The organism is Nocardioides halotolerans DSM 19273 (assembly GCF_000422805.1).
Lineage (GTDB): Bacteria > Actinomycetota > Actinomycetes > Propionibacteriales > Nocardioidaceae > Nocardioides > Nocardioides halotolerans.
Map to the genome: position 1 here is coordinate 116,890 of NZ_AUGT01000009.1, position 24,348 is coordinate 141,237.

The 24,348-nt window shown below is 72.1% G+C and carries 22 protein-coding genes; 11 read left to right on the plus strand and 11 right to left on the minus strand.

The window, feature by feature from the left end; translation table 11 throughout:
* Nucleotides 1-8: 8 nt before the first annotated feature.
* The 6 genes from hemL to ccsB are packed head-to-tail and all read left to right on the plus strand — an operon-like array spanning nt 9 to nt 5,989.
* A complete protein-coding gene (gene hemL, locus G514_RS0100560) occupies nt 9-1,406 on the plus strand; it encodes a glutamate-1-semialdehyde 2,1-aminomutase (protein WP_425411422.1) in 1,398 nt (465 codons plus the stop codon).
* A complete protein-coding gene (locus G514_RS0100565; protein WP_028650179.1) occupies nt 1,403-2,083 on the plus strand; it encodes a histidine phosphatase family protein in 681 nt (226 codons plus the stop codon). Before hemL ends, G514_RS0100565 begins: the two co-directional genes overlap by 4 nt.
* On the plus strand, nt 2,083-2,661 hold the full coding sequence (locus tag G514_RS24010; RefSeq protein WP_036563159.1) for a TlpA disulfide reductase family protein: 579 nt from the start codon (nt 2,083-2,085) through the stop codon (nt 2,659-2,661). The genes G514_RS0100565 and G514_RS24010 overlap by 1 nt, the downstream gene beginning before the upstream one ends.
* Nucleotides 2,654-3,412, plus strand: a complete 759-nt coding sequence (locus tag G514_RS0100575) for a cytochrome c biogenesis CcdA family protein (protein ID WP_028650180.1) — start codon at nt 2,654-2,656, stop codon at nt 3,410-3,412. Before G514_RS24010 ends, G514_RS0100575 begins: the two co-directional genes overlap by 8 nt.
* A 7-nt stretch (nt 3,413-3,419) precedes the next feature.
* Entirely contained in the window at nt 3,420-4,988 is a 1,569-nt protein-coding gene (gene resB, locus G514_RS0100580; RefSeq protein ID WP_028650181.1) for a cytochrome c biogenesis protein ResB, read from the plus strand.
* Nucleotides 4,985-5,989, plus strand: a complete 1,005-nt coding sequence (ccsB, locus tag G514_RS24015) for a c-type cytochrome biogenesis protein CcsB (RefSeq protein ID WP_051246337.1) — start codon at nt 4,985-4,987, stop codon at nt 5,987-5,989. Before resB ends, ccsB begins: the two co-directional genes overlap by 4 nt.
* 79 nt (nt 5,990-6,068) lie before the next feature.
* On the opposite strand, the gene G514_RS0100590 is transcribed toward ccsB, so the two are convergent.
* The 3 genes from G514_RS0100590 to G514_RS0100600 form a co-directional block, all read right to left on the minus strand.
* A complete protein-coding gene (locus G514_RS0100590) occupies nt 6,069-6,311 on the minus strand; it encodes a hypothetical protein (protein ID WP_157544523.1) in 243 nt (80 codons plus the stop codon).
* A gap of 28 nt (nt 6,312-6,339) precedes the next feature.
* A complete protein-coding gene (locus G514_RS24020; RefSeq protein WP_157544524.1) occupies nt 6,340-7,887 on the minus strand; it encodes a serine/threonine-protein kinase in 1,548 nt (515 codons plus the stop codon).
* 68 nt (nt 7,888-7,955) lie between these two features.
* Nucleotides 7,956-9,125: an acyl-CoA dehydrogenase family protein gene (locus tag G514_RS0100600; RefSeq protein ID WP_028650183.1), complete on the minus strand. Its 1,170-nt coding sequence runs from the start codon at nt 9,123-9,125 to the stop codon at nt 7,956-7,958.
* A 63-nt stretch (nt 9,126-9,188) separates the two neighbouring features.
* Between G514_RS0100600 and G514_RS0100605 the strand changes: the two genes are divergently transcribed.
* From G514_RS0100605 to G514_RS24025, 3 genes are read left to right on the plus strand one after another with little or no spacing between them, the layout of a single operon-like run.
* Nucleotides 9,189-9,671, plus strand: coding sequence for a hypothetical protein (locus tag G514_RS0100605; protein ID WP_028650184.1), 483 nt, complete (start codon nt 9,189-9,191; stop codon nt 9,669-9,671).
* A gap of 15 nt (nt 9,672-9,686) precedes the next feature.
* A complete protein-coding gene (locus G514_RS0100610) occupies nt 9,687-10,484 on the plus strand; it encodes a crotonase/enoyl-CoA hydratase family protein (protein ID WP_051246341.1) in 798 nt (265 codons plus the stop codon).
* Between the two features lie 21 nt (nt 10,485-10,505).
* Nucleotides 10,506-11,618: a hypothetical protein gene (locus G514_RS24025; protein ID WP_051246343.1), complete on the plus strand. Its 1,113-nt coding sequence runs from the start codon at nt 10,506-10,508 to the stop codon at nt 11,616-11,618.
* Between the two features lie 10 nt (nt 11,619-11,628).
* Here G514_RS24025 and G514_RS24030 read toward each other — a convergent pair whose 3' ends face one another.
* Together G514_RS24030 and G514_RS0100625 are read right to left on the minus strand one after the other, a co-directional pair.
* Nucleotides 11,629-12,483, minus strand: coding sequence for an alpha/beta hydrolase (locus G514_RS24030; RefSeq protein ID WP_051246347.1), 855 nt, complete (start codon nt 12,481-12,483; stop codon nt 11,629-11,631).
* 55 nt (nt 12,484-12,538) lie between these two features.
* On the minus strand, nt 12,539-13,327 hold the full coding sequence (locus tag G514_RS0100625) for an SDR family NAD(P)-dependent oxidoreductase (RefSeq protein ID WP_028650186.1): 789 nt from the start codon (nt 13,325-13,327) through the stop codon (nt 12,539-12,541).
* 184 nt (nt 13,328-13,511) lie between these two features.
* Here G514_RS0100625 and G514_RS0100630 point away from each other — a divergent pair, with 184 nt between their 5' ends.
* Nucleotides 13,512-14,666 (plus strand): LuxR C-terminal-related transcriptional regulator, encoded by a 1,155-nt coding sequence (locus G514_RS0100630; protein WP_028650187.1) that lies wholly within the window; start codon nt 13,512-13,514, stop codon nt 14,664-14,666.
* A gap of 19 nt (nt 14,667-14,685) precedes the next feature.
* Here the strand turns inward: G514_RS0100630 and G514_RS0100635 are convergent, their stop codons facing one another.
* From G514_RS0100635 to G514_RS0100645, 3 genes are all read right to left on the minus strand, one after another.
* Entirely contained in the window at nt 14,686-15,927 is a 1,242-nt protein-coding gene (locus G514_RS0100635) for a DUF222 domain-containing protein (RefSeq protein WP_028650188.1), read from the minus strand.
* A gap of 5 nt (nt 15,928-15,932) precedes the next feature.
* Complete coding sequence (locus tag G514_RS0100640; protein ID WP_157544525.1) at nt 15,933-16,415, minus strand: hypothetical protein; 483 nt, start codon at nt 16,413-16,415, stop codon at nt 15,933-15,935.
* A 568-nt stretch (nt 16,416-16,983) separates the two neighbouring features.
* On the minus strand, nt 16,984-17,856 hold the full coding sequence (locus G514_RS0100645) for an alpha/beta hydrolase (RefSeq protein ID WP_281167587.1): 873 nt from the start codon (nt 17,854-17,856) through the stop codon (nt 16,984-16,986).
* Nucleotides 17,857-17,925: 69 nt separating this feature from the next.
* Between G514_RS0100645 and G514_RS0100650 the strand changes: the two genes are divergently transcribed.
* Nucleotides 17,926-19,452, plus strand: a complete 1,527-nt coding sequence (locus G514_RS0100650; protein WP_051246350.1) for a DHA2 family efflux MFS transporter permease subunit — start codon at nt 17,926-17,928, stop codon at nt 19,450-19,452.
* Here G514_RS0100650 and G514_RS24035 read toward each other — a convergent pair.
* From G514_RS24035 to G514_RS0100665, 3 genes are read right to left on the minus strand one after another with little or no spacing between them, the layout of a single operon-like run.
* Nucleotides 19,449-22,184: a branched-chain amino acid ABC transporter permease/ATP-binding protein gene (locus tag G514_RS24035; RefSeq protein ID WP_036563160.1), complete on the minus strand. Its 2,736-nt coding sequence runs from the start codon at nt 22,182-22,184 to the stop codon at nt 19,449-19,451. The genes G514_RS0100650 and G514_RS24035 overlap by 4 nt on opposite strands.
* A 10-nt stretch (nt 22,185-22,194) precedes the next feature.
* Nucleotides 22,195-22,953, minus strand: coding sequence for an ABC transporter ATP-binding protein (locus G514_RS24040; RefSeq protein ID WP_051246353.1), 759 nt, complete (start codon nt 22,951-22,953; stop codon nt 22,195-22,197).
* Between the two features lie 2 nt (nt 22,954-22,955).
* Nucleotides 22,956-24,200 (minus strand): ABC transporter substrate-binding protein, encoded by a 1,245-nt coding sequence (locus G514_RS0100665; RefSeq protein WP_028650192.1) that lies wholly within the window; start codon nt 24,198-24,200, stop codon nt 22,956-22,958.
* Nucleotides 24,201-24,348: the final 148 nt, after the last annotated feature.

Below are 24,348 nucleotides of genomic sequence, written 5' to 3' on the forward strand. Positions count from 1 at the left end.
AATGAGGCGTGCCCCGCGAGACCCCCCATCAGACGGTGCCGCAGCCGGTGGAGCAGACGGCGCAGTCGGCTGCGCTGTTCGAGCGCGCGCTGGCCGTCACGCCGGGCGGCGTCAACTCGCCGGTGCGGGCCTTCGACGCGGTCGGCGGGACCCCCCGCTTCATCGCCTCGGCCCGGGGAGCGTGGCTCACCGACGTCGACGGCAACGAGTACGTCGACCTGATCTGCTCGTGGGGGCCGATGCTGCTCGGCCACGCCCACCCCGAGGTCGAGGCCGCGGTGCGCGCGGCGGTGGGCCGCGGCACGTCGTACGGCACCCCCACCCGGCCCGAGGTCGAGCTGGCCGAGGAGATCGTGGCCCGGGCGCCGGTCGAGCGGGTCCGGTTCGTCTCCTCCGGCACAGAGGCCACGATGTCGGCCATCCGGCTGGCGCGCGGCTTCACCGGCCGCGACGTCGTGGTGAAGTTCGCCGGCTGCTACCACGGCCACGTCGACTCGCTCCTCGCCTCGGCGGGGTCGGGGCTCGCGACGTTCGCCGTCCCCGGCACGCCGGGTGTGCCGGTGTCGTCGACCGAGCTCACGCTGGTGCTGCCCTACAACGACCGCGCCGCCGTCGGGGCCGCGTTCGCCGAGCACGGCGACCGGATCGCGTGCCTGATCACCGAGGCCGCGCCCGGCAACATGGGGGTGGTCCCTCCCGGGCCCGGCTTCAACCAGTTCCTCGCCGAGACCTGTCGCAGCCACGGCGCGCTGTTCGTCAGCGACGAGGTGATGACCGGGTTCCGGGCGTCCCGGCTCGGCCAGTGGGGGATCGACGGCGCCCACGAGGGCTGGCGGCCCGACCTGGTGACCTTCGGCAAGGTGATGGGCGGGGGCTTCCCGGCGGCGGCGTTCGGCGGCCGCGCCGACGTGATGCACCACCTCGCCCCGGAGGGGCCGGTCTACCAGGCCGGCACGCTGTCCGGGAACCCGGTCGCCACGACCGCCGGGCTGGCCACGCTGCGGCTGGCCACCGACGAGGTCTACGACCACCTGACCAAGACCGGCGACGTCCTCAAGACCGCGGTCTCCGACGCCTTGTCACTGGCGGGGGTCGCCCACGTCGTGCAGTCGACCGGGACCATGTTCTCGGTCTTCTTCACCGACCCTTCGAGGCTCGCGAGCTCGCACCTCGGCGCGAGCGCCCCGCTCGTGCGCGACTTCGACGACGCCCGGCGCACCGACGTGGCGGCGTACGCCGCGTTCTTCCACGCCATGCTCGACCGCGGCGTGCACCTGCCGCCCTCGGCCTACGAGGCGTGGTTCCTGTCCGCGGCCCACGACGACCGCGCCGTCCAGACCGTGCTCGACGCCCTGCCCGAGGCCGCCCGTGCGGCGGCCGCTGCCCAGGAGAAGCCCGCCTCGTGAGCCAGACCCCTGACACCGTCGTCCACCTGCTCCGCCACGGCGAGGTGCACAACCCCGAGGGCGTCCTCTACGGCCGCCGCGACGGCTACCACCTCTCCGAGCTGGGCCGGCAGATGGCCGAGAAGGTCGCCGGCGCGCTGACCGAGCGCGACATCACCCATGTCCGCTCCTCGCCGCTCGAGCGCGCCCAGGAGACCGCCGCCCCCACCGCGGCGAGCCACGGCCTCGAGATCGTGACCGACGAGCGGGTGATCGAGTCGACCAACGTCTTCGAGGGCGAGCGCTTCGCCGACGGCAGCAACGTGCTGCGCAACCCGTCGACGTGGCGGCACCTCTGGAACCCGTGGAAGCCGTCGTGGGGCGAGCCGTACAAGGAGGTCGTGGCGCGGATGATGTCCGCGGTCCAGGACGCGCGCGTGGAGGCGCAGCGCCACGAGGCCGTGGTCGTCTCCCACCAGCTGCCGATCTGGATCACGCGGCTCCACGTCGAGAAGCGGTCGTTCGTCCACGACCCGCGCAAGCGACAGTGCACGCTCTGCTCGCTCACGTCGTTCCACTTCGTCGGCGACCGGATCACCCAGGTCTCCTACAGCGAGCCCGCCGGCGACCTGATCCCGGCCAAGGACCGCTCCGCGCCGTTCTCCGCGGGCAACGCGCCCGACGAGAACAAGCCCTGATGGTGGCCCGTCGCCTGGCCCTGGTCGTCGCCGCGCTCGCGGTGACGGCAGGCACGGCGACGGCGTGCACGGACGCCAACGGCACCGAGGGCAAGGACTACGTGCCCGGTGACGGCATCGTGCGCGAGATCGCCCCCGTCGACCGGCGGCCGCCGGTCGAGGTGTCGGGCGAGACGCTGGACGGCGACCCGCTCGACCTCGCGGACCTGCGCGGCTCGGTGGTCGTGGTCAACGTCTGGGGCGCGTGGTGCACGGAGTGCCTGGAGGAGGCGCCGCTACTGGTGGACGCCGCAGACGAGCTGCCGGCCGGCACCGAGATGCTCGGGATCGACATCCGCGACCTCGGCAAGGACCAGCCGCGGGGCTTCGAGCGCAAGTTCGGCGTGCCCTACCCCTCGCTCTACGACCCCGGCAGCGAGACGCTGCTGAAGTTCCCCGCGCCGTTCAACCCGCGGGCGACGCCGAGCACGCTCGTCCTCGACCGCCGGGGCCGCGTGGCCGCGGTGGTGTCGGGCGTCCTGCCGTCGAAGCTGACGCTGCTCGACCTGGTCGAGGAGGTGGCGGCCGAGGATGGATGACTGGCTGCGCGAGACGGCGTTCTCCGGCTCGATGCTCGTGGCGGTGCCGGTCGCGGTGCTGGCCGGGCTGGTGTCGTTCTTCTCTCCCTGCGTGATCCCGCTGCTGCCCGGCTACCTGTCCTACACGACCGGGCTCTCCGGCGCGGACCTCGCCGACTCCGAGGCGACGCCCCACCGCGGCCGGATGCTCGCGGGCTCGACGCTGTTCGTGCTCGGCTTCTCGGTCGTCTTCGTCGGCCTCGGTGTGCTGTCGGCCGGCGTCAGCCGCTGGTTCTTCGAGAACTCGCGGACGTTCACCATCGTGCTCGGGGTGCTGGCGGTGGTCCTCGGGCTGGTGTTCATGGGGCTGGTGCCGCTGTTCCAGCGCGACGTCCGCATCCACAAGGTGCCGGCGGTCGGGCTCGCGGCGGCGCCCCTGCTGGGCTTCCTCTTCGGCCTGGGCTGGACGCCGTGCATCGGCCCGACGCTCGGCGTGATCGTGGGCCTGGCCGGCTACGAGAACCCCTCCCGCGGTGGCGTGCTCCTCGCGTTCTACTCGCTCGGCCTCGGCCTGCCGTTCATCGTGGCCGGGCTGGCCTGGCGGCGGGCGCTCGGCGCGCTCTCCGTCGTACGCCGCCACCAGCAGTGGGTGACGCGGGCCGGCGGGGGGATGCTCGTGGTCGTGGGGGTGCTGCTGCTGACCGGCTGGTGGGACCAGGCCGTGCAGTGGGTGCAGTACCACCTCGTGTCCGACTTCCAGGTCAGCGTGTGACGCCCCGATGACCGCGACCGAGACCCGGCCTCCGAGGCCCGCGCCGGAGCGACGCTCGGGCGAGCTCACCCTGCGCGAGCTGCTGCGGTGGACGTGGCGCCAGCTCACCTCGATGCGGACGGCGCTGATCCTGCTGCTGGTGCTCGCGCTCGCCGCCGTGCCCGGCTCGCTCGTCCCGCAGGAGCGCGTCGACTCGCTCAAGGCGTCGCAGTGGAAGGACGCGCACGAGACGCTCACGCCGATCTACGAGAAGCTCGGCATCTTCAACGTCTACGGGTCGGCGTGGTTCGCTGCGATCTACCTCCTGCTCGTGGTCTCGCTGCTCGGCTGCATCGTCCCGCGGACCTTCGTCTACGCTCGCGGGCTGCGCGCCCAGCCGCCCGCCGCCCCGCGCAACCTGTCCCGCCTGCCCAGTCACGCGGCGTACTCCACGGCCGAGCCGGCCGACGTCGTGCTCGAGCGGGCGCGCCGGCTGCTCAGGCGCAAGCGCTACCGGCTGCGGCGCGAGCCGGACGGCCCGGCGGTCAGCGCCGAGCGCGGCTACCTCCGCGAGCTGGGCAACCTGGTCTTCCACCTCGCGGTGCTGGTGGTGCTGGTCGGCTTCGCGACCGGGACGCTCTTCGGCTTCAAGGGCGGCGTGATCCTGGTGCAGGGCCTGCCGTTCGCCAACAGCCTCACGCAGTACGACGACTTCGTGCCCGGCACCCTCTTCGACGTCGACGGCATGGACCCGTTCACGTTCACCGTCGACGACTTCGACGTCGAGTGGCTCACGTCGGGGCCGCGCGCCGGGATGGCCCGGGGCTTCAGTGCCGACCTCACCTACACCGAGGGGCCGGGTGAGCCCGAGAAGTCCTACGACCTGCGCGTCAACCACCCGCTCACGATCGACGGCACCGAGCTGTTCCTGATCGGGCACGGCTACGCGCCGGTGATCACCGTCCGCGACGGCGACGGCAACGTCGCCGCGTCCGGCCCGGTGCCGTTCCTGCCGACCGGACCCGACCTGTTCTCGTTCGGCGTGGTGAAGGCGCCGTTCGCCGAGCCGAGCCAGATCGGCCTGCAGGGCTTCTTCTACCCGACGTTCGCGAACGTCGACGGCACCCCGGTCAACCTCGGCGGCAACGACGTCAACCCGCTCGTCTCGCTGACCGTCTTCACCGGCGACCTCAACCTCGGCTCCGGTTCGTCGCAGTCGGTCTACACCCTCGACACGTCCCGGGCGACCGAGCTCAAGGGCCCCGACGGCAAGACGCTGCGCCTCAACCTCTCGCCCGGCGAGACCGCCGAGCTGCCCGACGGGCTCGGCAGCGTCACGTTCGACGAGGTCGTCTCGTGGCAGCGCATCCAGATCAGCCACACGCCGGGCAAGAACGTCGCGCTCCTCGGTGTCGTGCTCGCGCTGCTCGGCCTGATGGGGTCGCTGTTCATCCGCTCGCGCCGGGTCTGGGTGCGGGTCACCGAGGGGTCGGACGGCACCCTCGTCGAGGTGGCCGCGCTGGACCGCTCGGGGGGCGCCGACACCGACGCCGTACTGTCTGGACTGGTCGCTGACCTGCAGGAGGAGCACCGATGACCGACGCCGCGTGGGGCACGCTGAGCAACCAGGCGGTCGCGGCCGCCGCCGTCGTCTACTTCCTGGCGCTGCTCGCGCACGTCGTCGAGTGGTCGTCGCTGCGCCAGACCGACCGCGCGATGGTCGTGGTCGGTCCGGGCGGGGGCGAGGTCCCGGCGCGGCCGACCGCCCCACGACCGGACGTCGAGAGGCAGCAGGACCGCGTCGCCGTCTTCGGCCGGCTGGCGCTGCTGCTCACCGGACTCGCGGCCGCGGTCCACCTCCTCGCGCTGGTCGCGCGGGGCATGAGCGCCGACCCCAACCGGGTGCCGTGGGGCAACATGTACGAGTTCACGCTCGCGGGCACCTTCGTGGTCGCGGCGTTCTACCTCGTGATGAGCCGTCGTTACGCCCTCGACTGGCTCGGCCCGGTCGTCGTGACGTTCGTGCTGGCGCTGCTCATGGTCGCCGTCGTGTGGCTCTACGACGCGACCGGGCCGCTGCCGGAGGCGCTCAACAGCTACTGGCTGGTGATCCACGTCGTCTCCGCGATCACCGCGACCGGGGCCTTCACCCTCGGCGGCATGACCTCGATCGCCTACCTGCTCAAGCGGCGCCGCGGCGACGCCCCCGAGACCGGCATCTGGGCGCGCGTCCCGTCACTGGAGAAGCTCGACCTGATCTCCTACCGCATCCACGCCTTCGGCTTCCCGATCTGGACGTTCGCGGTGCTGATCACCGGGCCTATCTGGGCGCACCAGGCGTGGTCGTCGTACTGGAACTGGGACCCCAAGGAGGTCTGGGCGTTCATCACCTGGGTCGTCTACGCGGCCTACCTGCACGCCCGCACGACCGCCGGCTGGCGCGGCCGCAACGCCGCGATCCTGGCCGTGGTCGGCACGCTGACCCTGTGGTTCAACTTCATCGGGATCAACTACTTCTCGAGCTCGAGCCAGCACTCATATGCGAGTGCACAGGCGACGGTGAGGAACGAGCCGGCGCCGTGGGTGCACTCGGGTTGAGCAAGCGGAGCGACTGAGGGACGAAGTCGCTCCGGCGCGTCGAAACACACCGCAGCGGACCTCGCGGACCCGACCGCGCTCAGTCGTCTGACTTCTCGCTGGCTTCGTCGAGCTCCAGGGTGTCCGGCGCGTCGGGGTCCTCGGCCGGCGCGTAGCCGTCGGTGGCGTTGTGCTTCTCCTCGGGGTCCTGCAGGTCCTCGTCGACCCGCGCCGGGTCGATGTGCTCCTCGGGAGGAAGGTCCTCGCTCTGCTGGCCCACGGGGTCGTCGTGGGGGTGCGGCGTCGATGCCATGCCGGTCACTCCAGGTCGGTTGCTGGTCATGGGGTCCCGGTAACCGCCGAGCCCGTCCTCACTCCGAGGGAGCCACGGCGCCGAGGTCGTCGCTGATGAGGTAGCCGTCACCGGCCGGTTCGACGTCCAGCTGCCGCGTCTCCTGCTCCTGCCGACCGCCGGTGTCGTAGGTCAGCGTGACCTCGACCCGTCCGTCGTCGACCTCGCTCGCGTCCTCGACGCGGACGTCGTCGATCGTCGCCCAGAACCCGTCGAACGTGCCCCGGCCGATCTTATCCTGGAGCGCCGGCGTGAGGAGCGCCCAGGCGGCGTCGGTGTCCTCCGGCAGCAGGCCGTAGTAGTCGGTCACCACACCGGCCGGGGACGACGCGTCCGCGCCGCCGGGAGGAGGCTCCGGAGCGCTGCTCTCGGAGGTGGGCGGCTCGGTGGTCGAGGGCTCCTCGGACGTCCCTCCCGACTGGTCCGAGGCGCCCCCTGACGGCGAGCCGGAGCTCTTCGGAGACGAATCGCGTGACGGCTTCTCCGCCCCGGCCGAGCCCGGCCGGTCGGCGCGGTCGTCGTCACTAGGGTCGCGGGTCAGCAGCCAGCCCGCCGCGACCACGGCCACGACGAGGGCGAGCGCGACGAGGACCGGCAGCACCCGACGGCGCGGAGCCGTCTCAGGCTCGGGCGCCGGCGACGACGGCACGGTGTCCGGCAGCCGCTCCGCGCGGACCGGCACGGGCTCGGGTTCGGGCACCGGTTCCGGCACGGTCTCGACCACGGTCGGCGCGGTCTCGGGCGCGGGTTGCGGCTCGGCCACGTCGGTCGCGAGCTCGCGCAGGGACGCTGCCACCCGGGCCATGGTCCACCGGTCGTCGGGGTCGTGCTCCAGCATGTGCTCGATGACCGGGGTCAGCGGGCCCGCACGCGCCGGCACCGGCGGCGACTCGCTCGCGATCGTGTTGAGCATCGCGATGGCGTTGGCCTGCTCGGCGTACGGCGCCGCTCCCTCCACCGCGGTGTAGAGCGAGACGCCGAGCGCCCACACGTCCGAGGCGGGGGACGGCTCCTGGCCGCGGGCGAGCTCGGGCGCGAAGTAACCCGGGGTGCCCGTCACCAGGCCGCTGCGCGTGAGCTGCTCCTGCCCGACGGTGCGGGCGATGCCGAAGTCGGCGATCAGGGCCCGGCCGTCGTCGGTGCGCACCAGGATGTTGCTCGGCTTCACGTCGCGGTGCACCGTGCCGAGAGCGTGTGCCGCGGCGAGCCCGTCGGCGACGTCCGCTCCGATCGCTGCCACGTGCCGCGGCTCGAGCGGGCCGTCCTCGCGGACGACCTGGTCGAGGGTGCGCGAGGGGACGTACTCCATGACCAGCAGGACGTGGTCGCCCTCCTCGAGGGCGTCGAAGATCGCCACCACGTTCGGGTGGTTGAGCGCCGCCGAGTGGCGCGCCTCGCGGAGCGCACGGGCGAGGTGCATGCTCGACTCGCCGGGCAGGCCGCCCACCTGCTTGACGGCGACCTGGCGGCCGAGGCGCTCGTCGTGGCACAGCCACACGCTGCCCATGCCGCCGCGGCCGACCTCGCGCTCCACGCGGTAGCGGCCGGCGATCACGTCAGGTGGCACGGGACACCCCCACGGTCGGAACCCTCACAGGCCGCTACCCAGCCGGGGCGCGCCTCACGCGTGGCGGGTCAGTCCAGGTGCTCGATCGCACCCGCCTCGGCGGTGTCGAGGGAGCGGGCGATCACCATCCGCTGGATCTGGTTGGTGCCCTCGAAGATCTGCATCACCTTCGCCTCGCGCATGTAGCGCTCGACGGGGAAGTCGCGGGTGTAGCCGTAGCCGCCGAAGACCTGGACCGCGTCGGTCGTCACCTTCATCGCGTTGTCGGTCGCGACCATCTTCGCGATCGAGGCCTCCCTGCTGAACGGCAGCCCGCGGTCGCGCAGCCGCGCGGCGTGCAGGGTGATCGCGCGGGCGGCCTGGGTGTTGGCCTCCATGTCGGCGAGGATGAACGCGAGGCCCTGGTGGTCGATGATCCGCTTGCCGAAGGTCTCGCGGTCCTGGGCGTAGGCGACGGCCGCGTCGAGGGCGCCCTGGGCGAGGCCGGTGGCGACCGCCGCGATGCCGAGCCGCCCGGAGTCGAGCGCCGCGAAGGCGATCTTGAGGCCCTCGCCCTCCTCGCCGATCAGCCGCTCGGCCGGCACGCGGACGTCGTCGAAGTTCATCGCGGATGTCGTGGAGCCGGTCATCCCCATCTTCTTCTCCGGCGGGTTGGCCGAGAGGCCGGGTGCGTCGGCCGGAACCAGGAAGCAGGAGATCCCGTTGCGCCCTTCGCCGGTGCGGGCCATCACCTTGTAGAAGTCCGCGAACCCGCCGTGCGTGGTCCAGGCCTTGGTGCCCTTGATGACCCACTCGTCGCCGTCGCGTCGGGCCGTCGTCCGCATCGCCGCGGGGTCGGAGCCGGCGTGCGGCTCGGAGAGGCAGTAGGCGCCCAGCAGCTCACCGCCGAGCATGTCGGGCAGCCACCGCCGGCGCTGCTCCTCGCTGCCGCGGGTGGCCAGGCCGTAGCAGGACAGGGCGTGCACCGACACCCCGACGCCGACGCTCGCCCACACGGCGCCGAGCTCCTCGAGCACCTGGAGGTAGACCTCGTAGGGCACCCCGCCGCCGCCGTACTCCTCCGGATAGGGGAGACCCAGCAGTCCGGCCCGACCGAGCTTGAGGAAGATGTCGCGCGGGAAGGTCCCGTCGGCCTCGGCCGCTGTCGACCGCTCGGCGAGCTCGTCGGCGGCGATCCGCCGCACGAGCCGCACGAGCTCGGCGGTCTCCTCGCTGGGCAGCACGCGTCGCGCGGTCATGACCTCACAGTAGTTGGATGTCCTTGCATCTCCACCTCGTGCAGGGGCTCCTAGGGTGGACCGGTGGGCGAGCTCGGGACGGACGTGGACCTCGAGGCGGATCTCGACGACGAGCCGCTGCGCTGGTACGTCGTGGCGGCGTTCATGCTCGCGGTGGTCGGGGGCTTCGCGCTGGCTGTCTGGCTGACCGCCGGCTGGTTCGGCGACTGCGACCGGACGAGCCGCGAGAAGGCGCACGTGGCCGACGATTCGCTGCGCGCCACGCTCTGCGAGTCCGGGCACGGCGCCGCGGGCCTGCTGGTGCCCGGCGGGTGGGTGCTCGGCCTGGTGCTGGCGACGATCGCCCTGCTGCGCTGGGGCGGCAGCCGGCTGCGGGCGCTGGTGCTCGCCGTCCTGCTCCTGACCCCGGTCGCGCTGCCCGCGGCGGCGTACGCCGGCCTGGGCCGCTCCAGCACCGACTGCACCGAGGACAAGCTCGAGAAGTTCGAGGCCTGGGTCGACGCCGGCAGCAGGGGCGCGCCACCCTACGACTGCCGCACGTTCTGAACCGAGAGGAAGCCCATGCCCGACGAGCTCTCCGAGCGCACCGAACCCACCGCCGACGCGGTCCTGACCGAGGAGCGCGACGGCGTGCTGGTCGTGACGATCAACCGGCCAGAGGCACGCAACGCGATCAACGGGGCGGTGGCGCGCGGCATCGCGGCCGCCCTCGACCGGCTCGACGACGACGACGCGCTCCGGGTCGGCGTGCTCACGGGCGCTGGCGGGTTCTTCTCCTCCGGCATGGACCTCAAGGGCTTCCTGTCGGGCGACGTGCCGGTCGTGGAGGGCCGCGGCCTGGGTGGGCTGACCGAGCGCCCGCCGCGCAAGCCGCTGATCGCCGCGGTCGAGGGGTACGCCGTCGCCGGTGGCTTCGAGCTCGTGCTCGCGTGCGACCTCGTCGTGGCCGGAGAGGGTGCTCGGCTCGGCGTACCGGAGGTGAAGCGCGGGCTGGTCGCCGGTGCCGGCGCGGCCGTGCACCTGCCGCAGCGCATCCCGCCGGCCATCGCCCTCGAGCTGCTGCTGACCGGCGACCCGATCGACGCGCCGCGCGCCGCCGCGCTCGGGCTCGTCAACCGAGTCGTCCCCGACGGCACCGCGGTCGACGCCGCGGTCGAGCTCGCGGGCGCGATCGCCGCGAACGGGCCGCTCGCCGTGGCCGTCACCAAGCAGATCGCGCTGTCAGCTCCCGACTGGAGCTTCGCCGAGCGCTGGCAGAGACAGGGCGAGCTGATGGGGCCCGTGTTCGTGTCCGAGGACGCGCAGGAGGGCGCCCGCGCCTTCGCGGAGAAGCGCGCGCCGGTCTGGAAGGGTCGCTGACCGAGGGGCCAGAATCCCCGCATGGACGCGATGACGACGCTGGTCTTCGTCGTCGTGGTGGGCGGCCGCTTCCTGCTGCCGCTGCTGATCCCCTACTACCCGCTGCCCGCCGTCGTCGCCTGCCTGATCCTCGACGGCGTCGACCAGACGATCTTCCAGGTCTTCGGCCACGACCCGCCCAACTACCAGAGCTACGACAAGGCGATGGACGTGTTCTACCTGTCCATGGCCTACCTCTCGACGTTGCGCAACTGGGAGAGCATGCCGGCGTTCCGGATCGGCTGGTTCCTCTACTTCTACCGCCTCGTCGGAGCGCTCGCGTTCGAGCTGACGCACGCGCGGTGGCTGCTGCTGGTCTTCCCGAACGTGTTCGAGTACTTCTTCATCGCCTACGAGACGATCCGGTCGCGCTGGCGCCCGGTGAACCTGCTGATCGGGTGGTGGCTCAGCGCGGCCGCCGTGATCTGGGTGGTCGTCAAGCTGCCGCAGGAGTACTGGCTGCACGTCGCGCAGCTCGACGTCACCGACGAGATGAGCCGGCACCACTGGCTGATGGGACTGCTCATCGTCATCCTGCTCGGGCTGGGCCTCGCCTTCCAGAAGCTCGTGCGCCCGCGGCTGTGGCCGCCGGACTGGTCGTGGCGGTTCCGGCCCGAGCCGCTGCCGAAGGAGATCGACGAGCCCGAGGAGCAGGACGCCTGGCGGATGCGCTTCGACGCCGTCATCTCCACGGGCACCCTCGAGAAGGTCATGCTCGTCGGCCTGGTGGCCGTGATCTTCTCCCAGATGCTCCCCGACTTCACCGGCTCGACCACCGACGTCTTCATCGGCGTCGCCGCCGTCGTCGTGGTCAACTCCGGCATCACGCTCGCCGCCGCCCGCCGGCGCTGGACGATCAGGTCGACGGCCCTCGCGTTCGCCGCGCGTCTCGTGATGAACGTCGGGCTGGTGCTCGTCGCCGACCCGCTGCTCGGCCGGCACAACGCCCGCCTCGACGGCTACGACACGATCTTCTTCCTCAGCCTGATCTCGCTGATCACGACGCTGCACGACCGCTGGCGGCCGGTCCACGAGGTGCGCGAGGTGCTGGCGCGCGGCGAGCCGGCGCCCGAGCTCGAGGCGGGCGTCGACTGAGGCGCGACTGCTAGGCCGGAGCGCTCGTGCTCAGGTCGTGGCTCGCGTCGTGGCCCGCGTCGCCGGCCGCGTCCGGCAGGTGCTGCCCGAGCCACTCCAGCACGGCGTCGGCGACGTCCTTCCAGCCGTGGTCGATCGTCAGCGAGTGGCCGCGGCCCTCGAACTGCTGGAGCTCGGTGACCGCGGCGGAGTCGCGGTACTGCTTGAGCGTCGAGCGGGTCACGACGTCCGGGACGGTGTGGTCCGCCGTACCGGAGATGAGCAGCAGGGGGCCTCGGTGCTCGTTGTCGGTGGCGACCTTCGCCTGCGAGTGCATCACGAAGTTCGCCGCCGCGGCCTGGAAGAGCGGGCGCGCGGGCGACGGGATCGTCCACCTCTCGAACAGGGCGTCGGACTCCTCCTCGTCGAGGGCGTTGCCGAACCCGAAGCGGAACTCCTTCTGGGTGAGCGAGACCGCCTTGTGCAGGTTGGTGGGGTTGCCCAGGGCCGGGAAGCCGGCGCGCAGCTGCGCGAGCGGCAGCGGCAGCACGCCCTTGATCTGCGCGGGGTCGATGGCGACGGCAGCGGCGGCGAGGTCCTGACCGAGCAGCTTCTCTGCGATCAGGCCGCCGAACGAGTGGCCGATCACCACCGGGGCTGCGCCGAGGCCGTCGATGATGTCGGCGTAGTGCCCGACGGCGTCGTTGATGCCGATGTTGGCCACGGCTTCCGGATGCGCCCGCGCCTCCTCGACGGTCTCGGGCTCGTGCGGCCAGCCGGGTGCGACGGGGTCGTAGCCCGCGTCGCGGAACAGGTCGACCCACGGCTGCCAGCTCGAGGCGTGGAGCCACAGCCCGTGGATGAAGACGACAGGTGTCTTGGTCATCGCAGTGCCTTTCTGAGGGTGACCGCAGGCGGTCGTGGTGGAGGTGCTTCGAGCCCTAAACGGTCGAGACCAGGCCGCCGTCCACGACGAAGTCGCTGCCAGTGACGTTGCCCGCCCGGGCGCTGGCCAGGAACAGCACGAGGTCGGCCACCTCCTGCGGGGTGGTGAAGCGGCCGGTCGGGCTCTGGGCTGCGGCGTTCGCCGCGACCTCGGCCGGGGTGCCGGCGCCGGTGCGTGCGACGGTGGCCGCGACGCCGTCGTCGCCAAGCCACAGGTCGGTCTGCACCGGCCCGGGGCTGACGGTGTTGATGCGGACGCCGCGCGCGGCATACTCCTTGGACAGCGCCTTGCAGAGGTTGGTGAGCGCTCCCTTGGCCGCGCTGTAGTCGATGACGACCGGGTCGGGCAGGAACGCGTTGACCGAGCTCACGGTCACCACGGACGACGGCGCGCCGCGCACCAGGTGCGGGAGCGCTGCGCGCAGGCTGCGCACGGCCGCGAGCAGGTTGATCGTGAGCGTGCCCTGCCAGTCCTCGTCGGTGACCGACAGGAAGCCGTCGACGCGCGGGCGCACGGCTCCGACGTTGTTGACGAGGATGTCCAGGCTGCCGTGGCGGCCGACCGCGTCCTCGACGAGCCGGTGCGGCCCGGCGGGGTCGGTGAGGTCGACGCGGACGGACTGCACCGAGAACCTCTCCCCGAGCAGGTCGAGCTCCTCGCTGCCGTGCAGCGCGCCGGCGACGACGTGAGCGCCTTCCTCCGCCAGTGAGCGGGTGATCGCGAGGCCGATGCCCTTGCTGGCGCCCGTGACGACGGCGACCTTGCCGTCCAACCCCAGCTCCATGGTGTGACCTCTTCCGCCGCCAGCCCGTCCTCGGGACGTTAGGGCGCCGGCGGGTCGGCGTACCTCACGTGATCACGTAGTCCGTCCGGGCTCTTGCCAGCCCACCCCACGGGGAGCAGAGTCCTTGCGCAGCGCGTGCGGAGCGCCGTCATGGTGGCCCGGTCGCGCGCGGTCAGGGGCGCGCATGGAGGTCGTCGACGTACCGGCGAGCGACGCCGCGCTCCAGCACGTCCTCGACCGGGTCGAGGAGAGCGGGCGGCCACCGGCCGCCGTCCAGGACGCCATCCACCACTCGTGGGCCCGGTCGGCCGGCGCCGGCCTGGCCCCCGACCACGTCGCCGTCCCCTTCGACGCCGACGTCGACGCGGACAGCAGGCTCGCCTGGGCAGCCGGCCCCGCGATGACCGCCGTGAGCGAGGCCCTGGCCGAGGAACCGGTCGCGCTGCTGCTCACCGACCATCGCGGCCACGTCGTCGAGCGCTTCGCGGGCTCGACCCGGACCGCGAGCATCATGGACGACATCGGCGCGGCTCCGGGCTACGTCTGCCGCGAGGAGCTCGTCGGCACGAACTCGATCGGGATGGCCCTGCTCTCCTCCTCGCTCAGCGTCGTGCTCGGCTTCGAGCACTACGCCGACAACCTCACCGTCGTCTCGTGCGCGTCGGCCGCCGTCACGGACCCGGCCACCGGTCACCTGCTCGGCGTCGTCAACATCACGAGCAAGGTCGACACCTTCCACCCCGCACTGCCCGCGCTGCTCGACCGGGTGCTGGCCGAGACCCGCTCCCGCCTGCTGACCGACCACGGCGTGGCCTCGGCCGCCCTCCGCGCGGCGTTCCTCGCCCGGCGCCGCAGGACGAAGGGCCCGCTGGTCGCGATCAGCGGCAGCACGATGTTCTTCAACACCGCCGCAGGGACGCCGCTCGCCCTGCACGCCGACCGCGCCGTCCTCTGGGCCTGGGCCGAGCGCCGGCTGCAGAGCCGGTCACCTTCTCCCGAAGCGGTGCTCCCGCTCTCGAGCGGCCCCCGCCTGGCGCGGGTCGAGCCGGTCTACGACGGCGAGTCGCTCGCGGGCTGCCTCGTGACGATCGGTGCGCCAGTCCCCCGCTCGGGCGGCGAGGAGACGTCGGAGGACCTGCGCGCGCAGCGCTGGGCATCGCTCACGGACGCCGAGCGCACCATCGCGCGGCTGGTCGCCCGCGGGCTGACCAACCGGGAGGCCGCGGCGACCCTCTTCCTCTCTCCGCACACCGTCGACTACCACCTCCGGCAGATCTTCAGGAAGCTCGACGTCCAGTCGAGGGTGGAGATGGCACGCGCGCTCGACTCGCACGCCTGAGCGGCCTGGCCCTCGCGGCTCACGTGCGTCGGTGGAAGGTGTACTTGCCGGTGGGGAGCTGGTCGAGGTGGTAGCGGTGGTCGTGGGCTCGGGCGTGGTGGTGGGGGCAGAGTGAGATGAGGTCGCGGAGGTTGGTCTTGCCGCCGTCGGTCCAGCGGGTTTGGTGGTGGGTGTGGGTCATGCCGGGTGGCCAGTCGCAGCCGTCGATCTCGCAGCCGGCGGCTTCGATGGTCTTGGCGATCCTCTGCGCTTCTGAGGCGAAGCGCTGCTTGCGGCCGAGGTCGAGGACGTGGGAGTTGCCGTCGAGGACTGCGGGGAGGACTCCGGCTTCGCAGGCGAGCCGGCGTGCGGCACCGGGGGAGAGCCTTTCGCCGGTGTCGAGCCGCGCGGCCTTCAGCCGGCCCTCCAGCGCGTCGAGCGTCATCATCACGACGACCGTGGCGTTGAGGCCGCCGGCCTTGGGCAGGCGCTTCTTGGGGTAGCGCTGGATGAGCTCGACGAAGGCCTGCCCGAGGCGCTGCGGGGTGGGCTTCCGCTCCCCGACCGGTCCCTTGCTGGCCTGGTGTCTGGGGGCGGCGAGGGCGAGCAGGTGCTTCTTGAGCATGGCGCCGGTGAGGGTGTCGAGGGTGAAGCGGCCGTGGGTCGTGCCGTGCCCGTCGTCCCAGATGGTCAGCCGGGTCGCTGCCGCAGCCTGGCGCTCTTCTTTGTCCAGCAGTGCGGCTTCGTGGGCGTCGGCGGTCTCGGGGGAGGTGACTTCGAGGATCCGGCGGCCGAGGACCTTGAGGTGCTTGGCGTCGAACTCGCGTGCGTACTCCAGCAGCCGCTGCTCGGCCCCGGCTTTGATGGCCGCGTCGAGGTCGTCGGGCAGGTCGGCCAGCGCCCGGAGGATGGCCTCGGCCTGCTCCACGTGCAGCCGACCCTGCGCGAGCGCGGTCCGGGTCGCCTCGTGCTGCTCGAGGCCGTCGGCCAATCGCATGGTGCGATGGGCCTGAGTCTTCGTGGTGCGGGTGGTGGCGGCGTGCCAGGTCGCGGTCGAGGTCGCGCCGGTCTGGCCGGGGAGGTCGACACGGCCGGCGTGGGTGAGCAGTCGGGCTTCGAGCTCGGCGAGCTGTGCCTTGGCGGACTGGACCTCGGCGATGGTGGCGACGGTGTCGTCGGCGTTCATCGACCACACCGGAGTGTCCGCGACGGCGGAGAGTTCTTTGCGTGCGTCGGCCACGGCCCGGGTGACCGGGTGGGGGTGGTGGGCGAGCGCTGTCATGGCACCTATTCCAGCACTGACCACCGACACTCGCTGGGTGGCCGGATCCCGTTGTGGATAGGGGGTTTCGGCGCTGTGGTTGTGGACGTGAGGTGGACGTTCGTCGGTGTGCGGGGGCGGCTGGGAGGGCGGGCTGCGGTGATCTCGACAAGCTCGATCAGCGGTGGGGCGGCGGGTGCCTTCGTTGCGGTGATCTCGACGAGCTCGATCGGCGGTGGCGCGGCGGGTGCCTTCGCTGCGGTGATCTCGACGAGCTCGATCAGCGGTGGGGCGGCGGGTGCCTTCGTTGCGGTGATCTCGACGAGCTCGATCGGCGGTGGCGCGGCGGGTGCCTTCGCTGCGGTGATCTCGACGAGCTCGATCAGCGGTGGCGCGGCGGGTGCCTTCGCTGCGGTGATCGCGACGAGCTCGATCGGCGGTGGGGCAGCGGGTGCCTTCGCTGCGGTGGCTTCGAGGCTCGTCGCTAGCGCTCCTCGCACCTCAGCCACCGTCAGTGGCGGTCGCCGTACCACCGCCGGACCGCAGCCATGCCTGCGGCGGCGACCCGATAGCCAGCCAAGCCTTTGACCCTCGCCGGGGCTGTCAACCCGCCCATCGGACCGCAGCAAAGGCACCCGGGCTTGACAGCCCCGGCGAGGGTCAGACACTCGGCAATCGGGTTGCCGCACCTAAAGCGAGCAGGTGCCTTCGCTCAGAGGTTTCGAGACGGTCGCTAGCGCGACCTCCTCAACCAGCGGTGGGGCAGCGGTGCCTTCGCTGCGGAGGTTTCGAGGCTCGTCGCCAGGGCTCCTGGCACCTCAGCCACCGTCAGTCGCGGACGCCGTACCACCGCCGGACCGCAGCCATGCCGCCCCCACGCAAGCAGGTGCCTTCGCTTCAGGGGTTTCGAGACGGTCGCTAGCGCGACCTCCTCAACCAGCGTGTGGTGCAGCAGGTGCCTTCTCTGCGGAGGCTTCGAGGCTCGTCGCCAGGGCTCCTCGCACCTCAGCCACCGTAGGACGCGCGTCGTACCGCACCACCGCGGGACTGCAGCAGACGCCCGCCGCACGTCGCAGCTCAGCCAGCCAGGTGCGCCTTCAGCCAGTCGGAGAGGTCGCCGAGGACGAGGTCCTTCTCGGGCTCGTTGAAGACTTCGTGGTAGAGGCCGTCGTACTCCTTGAGGGTCTTGTCGGTCGAGCCGGCGAGGCGGTCGACGAGGCGGGCGCCCTCGGGGTTGACGATCTTGTCGGCGGTGCCGCTCAGCACGAGCAGGGGGAGGCGCAGCGACGGGAGCCGGGACGGGAAGGTGTCCATCGTGCGCAGCATCGCTCCGCCGATGCCGGCGGGGAGGGCGCCGCGGTAGTTGAGCGGGTCCGCGTCGTACGCCGCCACGATCGCCGGGTCGCGGGAGATCGAGGCGGAGCTCAGCTTCTGGCCGGGGAGGCCCGGCACGACCTTGCCGATCACCTTGGCGACCTTCATCAGCAGCGGGCTGATGTCGTCGCCCGGCAGCACGGCCGGCGCCGAGAGCATCAGAGCCGCGAGCGAGTCCTGGTGGTCGAGTGCGTAGTCGAGCGCGATGCAGCCGCCCATGCTGTGGCCGAGGAGGTACGTCGGCCGTCCGTCGACCAGCTCGCGGGTCCGCAACGTCTCGAGGTCGGTCGAGAACTCCGACAGGTCGCGGGCCAGGAGACGCTTGCCGCCCGACCGGCCGTGCCCGCGGTGGTCGGGGATGACCACGCGCAGCCCGAGCCCGACGAGGACCTCCGCCACGTGGGCGTAGCGGCCGGCGTGCTCGGCGACGCCGTGGGTGACGAGGATCAGTCCGACCGGCGCGATGCCGTCGGGCTCGTAGACGTCGTAGACGATGTTGGTGCCGCCCAGGCCAGCGAACGACTTCTCGACCGGTGTCATGCGCGCCATCATGCCGGGCCGGACGTCGGGTGGCACGAGGTGACCGTGGTCACGGACGCCGAAAGTCGGTGTGGGGCGGTCGGCGCCCCGACGTACCGTTGACGGGTGACGACGGAGATCGGGCCCGCCCCCACGACGGACGACGACGGCAGCGGCGACAGGCTCGACCGCGGGGTGCTCCTCGTGGCCGGCGTGGTGGTGCTCGGCGCGATCATGTCGATCCTCGACATCACGGTCGTGTCGGTGGCGCAGCCGACGTTCCAGTCGGAGTTCGACGCCTCGCCGGCGGCAGCGGCCTGGACGATGACGGGCTACACGCTCGCGCTGGCGACCGTGATCCCGCTCAGCGGCTGGGCGGCCGACCGGTTCGGCACCAAGCGCCTCTACATGCTGGCCGTGCTCCTCTTCGCCGCAGGCTCGGCGCTCTGCGCGGCGGCCACGAGCGTCGAGATGCTCACCGCCTTCCGCGTCCTGCAGGGCCTCGGCGGCGGCATGCTGATGCCGGTCGGCATGACGATCATGACCCGCGCCGCCGGCCCCGACCGCGTCGGACGCGTGATGGCCGTGCTCGGCGTCCCGATGCTGCTCGGCCCGATCTTCGGCCCGATCATCGGCGGCTGGCTGATCGACGTCGCCAGCTGGCACTGGATCTTCCTCATCAACGTCCCGATCGGCCTCGGCGCCCTGCTCTACGCCGCCAAGGTGCTGCCGAAGGACGAGGTCGCGCCGTCGGAGAGCTTCGACTTCCTCGGCATGGTGCTGCTCTCGCCGGGCCTCGCGCTCTTCCTCTTCGGTGTCTCGTCGATCCCCGGCGAGGGCACGATCTGGGCGTCCCGCGTCCTGGTCTCGGCGGCCGTCGGCCTGGTGCTGATCGTGCTCTTCGTCCTGCGCTTCTACGCCCGCAAGCTCGAGCACCCGCTGATCGACCTGCACCTGTTCCGCAACCCGCGGCTGACCGTCGCGGTGGTCGCGATGGCGCTGTTCGCGATCGCGTTCTTCGGCGCCAGCCTGCTCTTCCCCCAGTACTTCCTGCTGACCCGCAACGAGACCACGCTCAGCGCCGGCCTCCTCCTCGCACCGCAGGGCATCGGCGCGATGCTGACGATGCCGGCCGCCGGCATCCTCACCGACCGGATCGGCCCCGGCAAGATCGTGCTCGGCGGCATCGCGGTGATCGTGATCGGCATGGGCATGTTCACCCAGGTCGGTGTCAGTGCGTCCGACGTCGCCGCCTCGGGCGACTCGTTCGCCGCCGGCTCGCCGTCCTACCTCTACCTCATCGCGGCGCTGTTCGTGATGGGCCTCGGCATGGGCTGCACGATGATGCCGATCATGACCGCGGCGCTGCAGACGCTGCAGGACCACGAGATCGCGCGCGCCTCGACGCTCATGAACATCACCCAGCAGGTGGCCGCCTCGATCGGCACCGCGCTGTTCTCGGTGCTGCTCACCAACGGCTTCAACGACTCCGACGCCACGACGCCGACCGGCGTCATCAGCGACATGACCGAGTCGTTCGCGTTCTGCTTCGTGGTCGGCACGATCCTGGTGGCCGCGTGCCTGGTGCCGGCGTGGTTCCTGCCGCGCTCCAAGCCGGCCAAGGAGCTCGACCCAGCGGCGGTGACGGCCTAGGTGGCCGTCGCCCCGGTGTCCTCGCCGAGGTAGGCCTTGCGCACGGCCGGGTCCTCGCGGACCTCGGCCGGCGAGCCCTCGGCGATCTTGTGGCCGAAGTCGAGGACGACGACCCGATCGGCGGTCTCGAGCACGAGCGCGACGTCGTGCTCGATGAGCAGCACCCCCATGCCCCACTCGTCGGCCAGGCGCCGCACGAGCCGCCCGAGCTCGGCGCTCTCGGTCTCGTCGAGGCCCGCGGCCGGCTCGTCGAGCAGCAGCACCGACGGGCTGCAGGCCACGGCCCGGGCGATCGCGACCAGGCGCCGCTGCCCGTAGGACAGGTCCTCGGCGCGGCGGTCGAGCAGCGGTGCGAGCGCCAGCTCGTCGACGGCAGCGACCACCGGCGCCGGCAGCGGCGGGTGGCCCGGGAGGACCAGGTCGGTGGCGTAGGCCAGCCGGTCGCGGGGGTCGGCCGCGGCCAAAAGGTTCTCCCGCACCGTCAGGTCGTCGAAGAGCTCCAGCGACTGGAACGAGCGCGAGAGCCCGGCCCGCGAGCGGCGGTACGGCGCCCAGCGGGTGATGTCGTCGCCGTCCCACGTGATCGAGCCCGCGGTGAGCCGGTTGTTGCCGGACACGCAGTCGATGAGGGTCGTCTTGCCGGCGCCGTTCGGGCCGAGCAGCCCGACCACCTCGCCGGGCCCGACGTGCAGCTCGACGTCCTCGAGCGCGGTGAAGCCGCCGAAGCGCTGGGTGAGCCCGGAGACCACGAGCGTGCGCGCCGGCACCGTGGTGCGGACCGCCGCGGGCAGCGGCTCGGGGTCGCCGGGTCGCAGGCCGGGGATCCGTGAGCGGAGCCCGCGGGTGAGGGCGTCGACGCGCTCGACGATGCCGTTCTGGTTGAGGATCAGCACGACCAGGAGGAGGACACCGGTCATGAGGGGGAGGTACTGCTGCCAGGTCGAGCTGTCCTCGACCGCGGCGTTCACCGGGCCGTTGGACGACGTCAGCGTGACGAGCCCGCCCGAGGCGAGCAGCGAGCCCACGACCGGGCCAGCGAGGTAGCCCGCGCTGCCGATCACGGTCAGCACCAGCACGCTGATCGAGGCCCCGGGCTGGAAGACCGACTGGAAGAGGATTGCGCCGTACCCGAAGCCGAGGAGGACGCCGCCCAGGCCGGCGATGCCCGCGGAGAGGGTGAAGCCGTAGAGCTTGGCCTCGAAGACGTTGACGCCGATCGCGGCCGCCGCGCGCTCGTTGGTGCGTACGGCGAGCAGCCGCCGCCCGGTGCGGCCGCGGCGCAGGTTGGCGACGGCGAGCGAGGCGAGCACCAGGAACGCCACGCACAGCACGGCGTAGTTGCGCGGGTGCCCGACGGGGTCGATCGGCCAGCCGAGCAGGGTCAGGTCCGTGGGCTGCACGCGGGCGTTCTCGGTGTAGGCGCTGTTGCTGAACACCAGCTGGTGCACCGCGAAGCCGAGCCCGAAGGTCACGACGGCCAGGTTGACGCCGCGGGTGCGCAGGGCCGGGAGCCCGAAGAGGAAACCGATCACCATCGCCACCACGACCCCGGCGAGCAGCGCCGGCTCGAACCGCCACCCGTGCGCCGCGACGAGCTTGGCGGCCGCGAACGCCCCGATGCCGGCCAGGGCGTACTGCGCCAGGGAGAGCTGGCCGGTGTAGCCGCTCAGCACGACGACCGACAGGCCCACGATCGCGAACGTCGCGCTGATGACCGTCGGCGCGTACCACTCCTTCGAGGCGCCGAAGGCCACCCACAGCAGCGCCGCTCCGGCGACCACGACGACCACCGCGGGGCGGACCCGGCCGGTGCCGACGCGGGGGAGCCGGTCGGTGATGGTGCCGCGCAGCGGGAGCCCGCGGCCCCGGATGACGAGCACGACGATGATGACCAGGAACGGCACCGCGTCGGGGATGCCGGGCCGGTGCGTGGCCTCGAGCAGGTCGTTGCTCCAGTGGGTCGCCAGCGACTGCGCGACGCCCAGGAAGATCCCGCCCAGGAGCGCGAGCGGGTAGGACTTGAAGCCGCCGAGGAGCGCCGTCGCGAGCGCCCCGATGATCAGGATGCTGAACGTCACGGGCGAGATGAACCCCGCCGTGGTCGCCGGCATCATCGCGCCCGCCAGCGCGGCCAGGCCGCCGCCGACACCCCACGTCACGCTGGCGAGGGCGTCGGGTGACCAGCCGAGCGCGGAGGCCGCGCGGGCGTTCTCCGCGCCGGCGGAGATCGCGTAGCCGAACCGGGTGCGGGTGCTGACGACCGCCAGCAGCAGGGCCACCGCGGCGGCGATCGCCACGAGGTAAAAGCCGTAGCGACCCACGACGATGTCGCCGGGCAGGTCGACCGCGTCGGTGGGCACGGGCGACTTCGAGATCACCGCGTTGGCACCGAACTTCAGCACGATCGCCTGGCTCAGCACGGTGAGCACGCCCAGCGTGGCGATCACCCGTGCCAGCGGGCTGGCCGAGCCCAGTGGCCGCATCACGAGGAAGTGCACGGCCACGCCGAGCGCCGCGCAGGCGAGCACGGCGAGGGCGAGCGCGACGAGGAGCGCCTGGCCGCCCTCGACGTGCAGCCGGTAGACGAGGTACGCGCCGACCAGTGCGAAGCCGGAGTGCGCGAAGTTGATGACGCCGGACCCGCGGTAGATCACGACGAGCCCGAGGCCGAGGAGGGCGTAGATGCCGCCGGTCCCGAGGCCGAGCAGCGAGAAGCGGAGGAGGTCGGTCATCGTGGGGTGCTCATGAGGGGTCGGCGTCACCTGTGAGGTAGTGGGCGGCGATGGTCTCGGCGCCGTGCCCGTCGGGCGATCGAAGGTCGTCGGCGGCGCCGGACATGACGATCCGCCCCCGGCGCAGCACGTGGACGCGGTCGGCGATCCCGAGCGCCTGGCGGACGTGCTGCTCGACGAGGATCACGGCCACGCCCTTGTCGGCGGCGGCGCGCACGGCGGTGAGCAGCCGCTCCACGACCATCGGGGCGAGCCCGAGCGAGAGCTCGTCGGCGAGCAGCACGCGCGGCTCCGAGGCCAGCACCCGCCCGAGGGCGAGCATCTGCTGCTGGCCGCCGGACATCAAGCCGACCGGCTTGCCGAGGTGCTCCTCGAGCTCGGGGAACAGCTCGAGCGCGTGCTCGGGGCGGCCGCGGCCGAGCTTGAGATTCTGCCAGCCGGTGAGCTGCATGAACACGCACCGCTCCTCGGTGAGGAACCCGAGGCCCTGCCGCGCGCGCTGGTGCAGTCGTCGGCGCCGGGAGTCGCCGTGGAAGGTGATGGTCCCGGCGAGGGGCGCCACCTCACCGGCCAGCGCGAGGAGGGTGGTGGTCTTGCCGGCGCCGTTGGCACCCAGCAGCGCCACCACCTCGCCCGCTCTGACCTCGAGGTCGATCCCGTGGATGGCCGGCGTGCCGGCGTACCCCGCGGTCAGGCCCCGGGCCTCGACGACCGTCTCCCCGACCCGGGCCGGCGCGGCGGCCGGCCCGGGAGTGGCAGTGGTGGTCATGCTCAGGAGGCGGGGACGAGCGCCAGGCGCATGTCCTTGGTCTCGGTGCCCTCCTGGACGAGCTCGCCGTCCTTGATCTCGAAGGTCAGCTCGGAGTAGTTGAACACCCTGTTCAGGCCGGGCGCGGGGAAGTCCTCCGCGAAGCTGAACGGCGGCGCGAAGCCATCGGTGTCGACCTGGGTCGTCGCGTCGAGGGTCGCCTTGACGCCGGCCGCGCTGAAGTCCTCGTTGTTCTTGATCAGCGAGAGGAAGGTGCGGAAGCCGACCCACGTGTTCTGGAAGTAGAGCGCCGACCAGCCGCCGTTGTCCTCGTCGGCGAGGTCGCCGACGTACTCCTTCGCGTCGTCCCAGATCGGGTCGTCGTTGTCGGGGAAGTTGGAGAGCGTCTTGGTGCCCTCGACCGCCTCGCCGCCGTTCGCGGCGACGGTGTCGGTGAGGCCACCGGGGACGAGGTAGTACTTCGTCTCGCTGCCGAGCTGGGCGCCGGCGGCGGCGATCCCGAGGAACGGCTGGGGCGGCGTGCCGACCACGGCGCAGTCGTAGTCGCTCGTCTCCTGCGCGATGGTGCTGAAGTCGGTGGTGGTCGGCGGGACCTTGATGAGCGTGGACGGGTCGTGGCCCTGGTTGGTCAGCGCGAGGTCGACGAGCTGGCTGATCTGGCCTGCCGAGGGGAGGTCGTAGTTGACCGACGCCACCGAGCCGCAGCCGTCCTCGGCGGCCATCTGACCGAGCCCGGCGAGGCCGAGCACGCCGGACGTGATCGGGAAGCTGATCTCGCTGGAGAGCTCGCCGGCCGAGATGCCGGGGGGCGCGAACCACGGGATCCCGGCGTCCTCGAGGATCGGCGTGATCGCGTCGCCGTTCGCGGTGAAGCCCCCGACCAGCGCCGCCACGCCCTCGTCGACGGCCTGCCGCGCGCAGTCGGCCGCCTTGTTGGGGTCGGCGCTGTCGTTGCAGGTGATGAGCTTGAGCTCGTGGCCGCCGAGGCCGCCGTCGTTGTTGATCTGCACGACGGCGCCCTGCGCGATGTCGAGGACCGCCTTGGCGTTGAGGGTGTCGGTGTCGTACGTCGAGATGGTCATCACGGTGACCGGGTCGCCGGTGAACTCCACGTCCGGGTCCTGGGAGGGCCGCCCGGAGCTCTCCTTCTTGTCGTCGTCCCCGCCGCCGCAGGCCGCCAGGCCCAGCAGCAGGGTCACGGCGCTCGCGGCGGCGAGCCAGCGGGTGTGCTTGCGCACGTCAGTCATCGGATCCCTCTCCCCAAAGCGGATGCTGCTTCCCTCGGAGCACCCGAGCGGCCGCGGCGGCCCGTGTGATCGCCGACACTCTGCCAACTAGAACGTGTTCTCGTCTATGGCTCGCCCGGATGGTTGGCCGAATCGTCACCTGTTCTGC

Excerpts from the sequence above, each read along its gene's own strand:
- G514_RS24010 (WP_036563159.1), top strand. The coding sequence starts at position 2,083 with ATGGTGGCCCGTCGCCTGGCCCTGGTCGTCGCCGCGCTCGCGGTGACG.
- G514_RS0100575 (WP_028650180.1), top strand. The coding sequence starts at position 2,654 with ATGGATGACTGGCTGCGCGAGACGGCGTTCTCCGGCTCGATGCTCGTG.
- resB (WP_028650181.1), top strand. The coding sequence starts at position 3,420 with ATGACCGCGACCGAGACCCGGCCTCCGAGGCCCGCGCCGGAGCGACGC.
- ccsB (WP_051246337.1), top strand. The coding sequence starts at position 4,985 with ATGACCGACGCCGCGTGGGGCACGCTGAGCAACCAGGCGGTCGCGGCC.
- G514_RS0100590 (WP_157544523.1), bottom strand. The coding sequence starts at position 6,311 with ATGACCAGCAACCGACCTGGAGTGACCGGCATGGCATCGACGCCGCAC.
- G514_RS0100600 (WP_028650183.1), bottom strand. The coding sequence starts at position 9,125 with ATGACCGCGCGACGCGTGCTGCCCAGCGAGGAGACCGCCGAGCTCGTG.
- G514_RS0100610 (WP_051246341.1), top strand. The coding sequence starts at position 9,687 with ATGCCCGACGAGCTCTCCGAGCGCACCGAACCCACCGCCGACGCGGTC.
- G514_RS24025 (WP_051246343.1), top strand. The coding sequence starts at position 10,506 with ATGGACGCGATGACGACGCTGGTCTTCGTCGTCGTGGTGGGCGGCCGC.
- G514_RS24030 (WP_051246347.1), bottom strand. The coding sequence starts at position 12,483 with ATGACCAAGACACCTGTCGTCTTCATCCACGGGCTGTGGCTCCACGCC.
- G514_RS0100625 (WP_028650186.1), bottom strand. The coding sequence starts at position 13,327 with ATGGAGCTGGGGTTGGACGGCAAGGTCGCCGTCGTCACGGGCGCCAGC.
- G514_RS0100630 (WP_028650187.1), top strand. The coding sequence starts at position 13,512 with ATGGAGGTCGTCGACGTACCGGCGAGCGACGCCGCGCTCCAGCACGTC.
- G514_RS0100635 (WP_028650188.1), bottom strand. The coding sequence starts at position 15,927 with ATGACAGCGCTCGCCCACCACCCCCACCCGGTCACCCGGGCCGTGGCC.
- G514_RS24035 (WP_036563160.1), bottom strand. The coding sequence starts at position 22,184 with ATGACCGACCTCCTCCGCTTCTCGCTGCTCGGCCTCGGGACCGGCGGC.
- G514_RS24040 (WP_051246353.1), bottom strand. The coding sequence starts at position 22,953 with ATGACCACCACTGCCACTCCCGGGCCGGCCGCCGCGCCGGCCCGGGTC.
- G514_RS0100665 (WP_028650192.1), bottom strand. The coding sequence starts at position 24,200 with ATGACTGACGTGCGCAAGCACACCCGCTGGCTCGCCGCCGCGAGCGCC.